This window comes from Micromonospora sp. NPDC048843, from assembly GCF_040649965.1.
GTDB classification, from domain to species: domain Bacteria; phylum Actinomycetota; class Actinomycetes; order Mycobacteriales; family Micromonosporaceae; genus Micromonospora; species Micromonospora hortensis.
The window spans coordinates 1-5380 of record NZ_JBEZGJ010000300.1 but is presented as its reverse complement, the minus strand read 5'-3'; the positions used below and the strand labels follow the sequence as shown (position 1 = coordinate 5380).

General features: G+C 71.4%; 6 protein-coding genes and 1 pseudogene. 6 read left to right on the top strand and 1 reads right to left on the bottom strand.

Going from position 1 to position 5380, the window contains the following annotated elements:
• From AB0C20_RS35045 to AB0C20_RS35030, 4 genes and pseudogenes are all read left to right on the top strand, one after another.
• A pseudogene (locus AB0C20_RS35045) lies at positions 1-256 on the top strand (insulinase family protein); the annotation flags it as partial.
• On the top strand, positions 253-1590 hold the full coding sequence (locus AB0C20_RS35040) for a pitrilysin family protein (RefSeq protein WP_357185060.1): 1338 nt from the start codon (positions 253-255) through the stop codon (positions 1588-1590). The pseudogene AB0C20_RS35045 and the gene AB0C20_RS35040, both read left to right, overlap by 4 nt.
• A gap of 160 nt (positions 1591-1750) precedes the next feature.
• Positions 1751-2776, top strand: coding sequence for an aspartate-semialdehyde dehydrogenase (locus AB0C20_RS35035; RefSeq protein WP_196919411.1), 1026 nt, complete (start codon positions 1751-1753; stop codon positions 2774-2776).
• 157 nt (positions 2777-2933) lie between these two features.
• Positions 2934-3374, top strand: coding sequence for a PPOX class F420-dependent oxidoreductase (locus AB0C20_RS35030; protein ID WP_030488140.1), 441 nt, complete (start codon positions 2934-2936; stop codon positions 3372-3374).
• 15 nt (positions 3375-3389) lie between these two features.
• Here AB0C20_RS35030 and AB0C20_RS35025 read toward each other — a convergent pair whose 3' ends face one another.
• Positions 3390-3968, bottom strand: coding sequence for a nucleotidyltransferase family protein (locus AB0C20_RS35025; RefSeq protein ID WP_357185064.1), 579 nt, complete (start codon positions 3966-3968; stop codon positions 3390-3392).
• Between the two features lie 106 nt (positions 3969-4074).
• Here AB0C20_RS35025 and AB0C20_RS35020 point away from each other — a divergent pair, with 106 nt between their 5' ends.
• A complete protein-coding gene (locus AB0C20_RS35020; RefSeq protein WP_357185066.1) occupies positions 4075-4758 on the top strand; it encodes a TMEM175 family protein in 684 nt (227 codons plus the stop codon).
• A 72-nt stretch (positions 4759-4830) separates the two neighbouring features.
• Positions 4831-5247: a CBS domain-containing protein gene (locus AB0C20_RS35015; RefSeq protein ID WP_091405600.1), complete on the top strand. Its 417-nt coding sequence runs from the start codon at positions 4831-4833 to the stop codon at positions 5245-5247.
• The last annotated feature ends 133 nt before the right edge of the window (positions 5248-5380 follow it).

Here is a 5380-nt window from a genome sequence, read left to right as displayed (position 1 = left end):
AGTGCCGGTCACCGCCGCCGAGCTGGATCGGGCCAAGGCGTTGCTCAGCACCGGGTGGTGGCGCCAGCTGTCCACAGTCGACGGCCGCGCGGACCTGCTCGGCCGCTACACCACGCAGTTCGGCGACCCGGCCCGCATCGCCGAGCAGTTGCCGGCCCTGCTCGCGGTCACCGCCGAGCAGGTCGCCGAGGCCGCCGCCGACGTGCTCGCCACCGACCGGGTGACCCTGACCTACCTGCCCGAGGAGACCTCATGACGCTGATCGCCGACCGTCCCGGCCCGGGCGCCGCCCGCCCGTACCGGTTCCCGCCGGTGGTCCGCCGCGCCGTGGCCGGTGGTCAGGTAGTCGCCGCGCACCTGCCGGGGCAGAACCTCGCAGTGGCCCTGCTGCTGCTCGACGTGGGCGCGGGCCAGGAGCCGGTCGGCAAGGAGGGTCTGTCCGGCGTACTGGCCAAGGCGCTGGAGGAGGGGACCGCGCAGCGGGACGCCGCCGCGTACGCGCTCGCCGTCGAAGGGCTCGGCACCGCTCTGTCGACCGGTCTGGACTGGGACTCGTTCCAGGCCAGCGTGGTGATCCCGGTGGACCGGCTGAGCGCCGCAGTGGAACTGCTCGCCGAGGCGGTCCGGACGCCCAGGCTCGACCCCGTCGACGTCCGCCGGGTCCGCGACGACGAGGCGACCGCGCTCCGGATGGACTGGGCCAACCCCGGCCCGCGCGCCGATGCCGCGCTGCGCGCTGATCTGTTCGGCGCGCAGAACCGCTGGGGACGGCCGATGCACGGCGACCCGGAGTCTGTCGCCGGGTTGGACGTGGAGGACGTCACGGTTTTCCACTCGGAGTGGTTCCTGCGCCCCGGCACCCTGATCGTCGCCGGTGACCTGGACCGGATCGACCTGGACGCGCTGGCCGCGGCGGCGTTCGCCGGCACCGGTGGTGGCCCCACCGAGCGGGGCGGTCCGATCGAGGTGCCGCTGCACAGCGGTCGGCGGATCATTGTGGTGGACCGGCCCGGCTCGGTGCAGTCCACGCTGCGGCTGGGCCACCCGTCACCACACCGGGCGCACCCCGATTACGTGCCGATGACGCTCGCCGGCACTGTGCTCGGCGGGGCGTTCACCTCCCGACTCAACCACCTGCTGCGGGAGGTGCACGGCTACACCTACGGCATCCGGGGCGACTTCGCCGCGTCGCGGCGGTTCGGTCGGTTCGCTGTCAGTTCCGGCGTGCAGACGGCTGTCACCGCGCCGGCTCTGGTCGAGGCGGTGGGCGAGATCACCCGTACTCAGGCCACCGGGGTGACCGAGGACGAGCTGGAGGTGGCCCGTTCCTGGCGGGCCGGGCAGCTCTCGGTCGAGTTGCAGAGCCCTCGGGCGATCGCGTCCGCGCTGACCACCCTGGTGGTGCACGACCTGCCGGACGACTACCACGCGCGGTTGCGTGAGTCGCTGCTCTCCGCCGACGTGGACCAGGTCTCCGCGGCGGCAGCCACCCACCTGCACCCGGAGGCTCTCACCCTGGTCATCGAGGGCGACGCCGCAGTGATCCGCGACGACCTGGAGGCCACAGCCCTAGGAGACCTCCTCCCCTGATCCCACCGACATCGCCGTTGATCAAGAGGTTTGCGTCATCTGGAGCACGGTTGTTGACGCAAATCTCTTGATCGACAGCTGTAGGGCGGGGTGTGAGGTGGGACCCGGGGGGTGGGAAAGGGCTCCCGGTTTCGGGGGTGGGGTCGGTAGCCTCGCGGGCATGAGGATCGGCATTGTGGGGGCCACCGGCCAGGTCGGTGGCGTGATGCGGCAGGTGCTGGCGGAGCGGGAGTTCCCAGCGGAGCAGGTGCGGTTGTTCGCCTCGGCGCGGTCCGCCGGGCGTACGCTGCCGTGGCGCGACGGCGAGGTGACAGTCGAGGACGCCGCGACCGCCGACTATTCCGAGCTGGACATCGTGCTCTTCTCGGCCGGTAAGGGCACCGCCCGCGAGCTGGCGCCCCGGGTCGCCGAGGCTGGCGCCGTGGTGATCGACAACTCGTCGGCGTTCCGGATGGACCCGCAGGTGCCGCTGGTGGTCGCCGAGGTCAACCCGCACGCCGCACTGGACCGGCCCAAGGGCATCATCGCCAACCCGAACTGCACCACGATGGCCGCGATGCCGGTGCTGCGTCCGTTGCACGCCGAGGCCGGCCTGGTCGGCCTGGTCGTCTCCACCTACCAGGCGGTCTCCGGCGCTGGGCTGGCCGGCGTGGCCGAGCTGGACGAGCAGGTCCGCAAGGTGGCTGAGCACGCCGCCGGGCTGGCCTTCGACGGGTCGGCAGTCGAGTTCCCCGCGCCCCGCTCGTTCACCCAGCCGATCGCCTTCAACGTCCTCCCGCTCGCCGGTTCGATAGTCGACGACGGCTCCTTCGAGACGGACGAGGAGCAGAAGCTCCGCAACGAGAGCCGCAAGATCCTGGAGATCCCCGACCTGTTGGTCTCCGGCACCTGCGTCCGGGTGCCGGTCTTCACCGGGCACTCGCTCCAGATCAACGCCCGGTTCGCCCGGCCGCTCACCCCGCAGCGCGCCCACGAACTGCTGGCCGACGCGCCCGGGGTGGCACTGACCGACGTCCCGACCCCGTTGCAGGCCGCTGGTCAGGACCCGACCTACGTGGGCCGGATCCGCGCCGACGAGACCGTCGAGTACGGGCTGGCGCTGTTCTGCTCCAACGACAACCTGCGCAAGGGCGCAGCGCTTAACGCTGTGCAACTCGCCGAGTTGGTCGCCGCAGAGCGCCGCTGACCGGCACGGTCGCCGAAACACCGAGCCCTCGCCGTCCGTCGGCGAGGGCTCGGTATGCCGTTGCGGGTGGTCGCCCCGCCGTTCGGGTGGTCGCCCGCGGCGGCCGGCAGGTCGTGCTTGGATGGGTCGGAGACGATCGTCCAACCTGGAGGACACCATGCCGGATGACCGCACCCAGCAGGCGTTGACCGATCTGGTGGCCGGCCGCTCGATGGGCGTGCTCGCCACCATCAAGCGGGACGGGCGTCCGCAGCTGTCCACGGTGCTCTACTCCTTCGACCGGGACGCGGGCCTGATCCGGGTCTCGGTCACCGACGGCCGCGCCAAGACCGCCAACCTGCGCCGCGACCCGCGTGCCAGCTTCCACGTCAGCAGCGAGGACGGCTGGGCGTACGCGGTGGTCGAGGGTCGCGCCGAACTGACCCCGCCGGCCACTCAACTCGGCGACGAGACTGTCGAGGAGTTGGTGGCGCTCTACCGGGGGCTGAGCGGCGAACACCCCGACTGGGACGAGTACCGCCAAGCCATGGTCGACGAGGGACGGATCGTGCTACGCCTGCACGTCGAGCGGCTCTACGGCATGCCGCCCCGAGGCTGACCCGCCCACAGTCGATCAGCCCGGCTCGATAACTGTCACGCCGGGCCAACGCTGCGCCGGCCGGTGCCGGGCCAACCGCTGCCGCGACCCGGCCACGTCCACCCGGGCCGGGTTGTGCCGCCACACCCCGACCAGCAGATCCGTCAGGCCGTACGGGGCGCAGACCCTGAGCCCGCCGGCCGGGTCCAAGCGGACGGCCACCGCTGTCGCGTACTCCGGCCAGGTGGCGACGGCCTCGGCCACGCTTCGGTACGGCTCGATCGGGTCGCCGCCGAACTTGGCCGCGTACCAGGTGTGCACCGCCGCCTGGTTGCGCGCCTGCCACGGCGGCTGCGGCCACATCTCCGCCAGCCGGGCGGTGGCCCGGTCGTCGTCGACGCGGCTCAGCCTCGCCGGGTCGAAGAAGACCACGTCGACGTCGCGGACCCGCGCCGGATCGAACCCGTCGCCGTACCGCTCGCCCCAGACCAGGTCGCGCAGTGCGCCCGCGCCGATCCAGGCGTCCGGCAGCCCAGAGTCGCGCACCACAAGCAGCGCTCGGGTCAGCCAGGCGCTGCCGGCGACCAGTTCCCGCAACTCATCCTCGCCCGTCATCATCCGCCCACCGTAGGCAGCGGAGCCCCCGCGCGCGGGTGTCCCGCCCGTCGACGGGTATACCGCCCTGCTGCGCCATTGCGGGACGTCGGGGAGGGGGTGGGCGATGAGCGCCGGTACGAGCAGCGACGAGACCGGCCCCGCGGGCCCGACCCTGCGGCGCGAAACCTCCCGGTTGCTGTCGTTCAGCGACGGGGTCTTCGCCATCATCATCACGCTGCTGGTGCTCGATCTCCAGCCGCCTCGGGTCGGCCGGGGTCAGCTTCTGCACGCGCTGATCGAGCAGTGGCCGGCGTACCTCGCCTATGTCACGTCGTACGTGTACGTGGCGGTCGGCTGGCTGAACCACCGAGCCGCGTTCAACCGGGTGGTGAACAGCGGAAAGGCGCTCCAGTGGTACAACCTCGGAGTCCTGTTCAGCACCGCGCTGCTGCCGTTCGCCACCTCGGTCGTCTCGCAGGCAATGCGGGACGGCGACCAGGCCGACCAGCGGACCGGCGTGGTCGTCTACGGCCTGGTCGGCGTGCTGGTCTCGGTGAGCTGGCTGGGGCTGTACCACTACCTCGCCCGGCATCACGATCTGCTGGACCACACGGTGCCGCTCGGGTTCTTCCCGGCCGAACGGGCTCGGGCCGCTGTCGGCCTCCTGGGGTACGCGCTGGCGATCCTGGTCGGATTCCTGGCCAGTCCGCTGTTCGCGCTGGTGATCTTCCTGCTGCTGCCGGCGTTCTACAGCCTGACCAGCAGTGGCCTCTACGAACTGCGACGCCTGCGGCACCCGCGTCGATAGGCCGGGGCCGTCGGCGTTACCCCCTCCCGGGCGGCGGGTAGACGGCCGTGCCGACACCGAGAGGGGAGCACCATGACAACGGTCGGAGAGTTCATGACGACCCGGTTGGTGACGATGGACGGCAACGACACGCTCATCGCAGCCGCGCAGGAGATGCGTGACAGCGCGATCGGCGATGTGGTGGTGACTGACGGCGACAGTGTGGTCGGCATCGTCACGGACCGGGACATCACGGTCCGAGGTGTCGCGGAGAACATGGACCCGGGCTCGACCCGGTTGAGCCAGATCACCACTCGCGACGTGATCACGGTGAGTCAGTACGACGACGCCGTGGCCGCCGCGGACCTGATGCGGACGTACGCCGTACGCCGACTTCCGGTGATCGACGACGGGCGCCTGATCGGCCTGGTGTCGATGGGTGACCTCGCGGTCGAGCGCGAACCGCAGTCGGTCCTGGCCGATATCAGCGCCGACGACCCGAACAACTGACCCGTCCGCCGCGGCGCGCGCCGGCCCTCCCGTCCGGGCCCGCATCCTCGCCGCAGCCTAAAACCCCTGTTCGCCTCGGTGATCAAGAGGTTCGCGTCAGGTCCCGGTCCCCGGGTGACGCAAACCTCTTGAT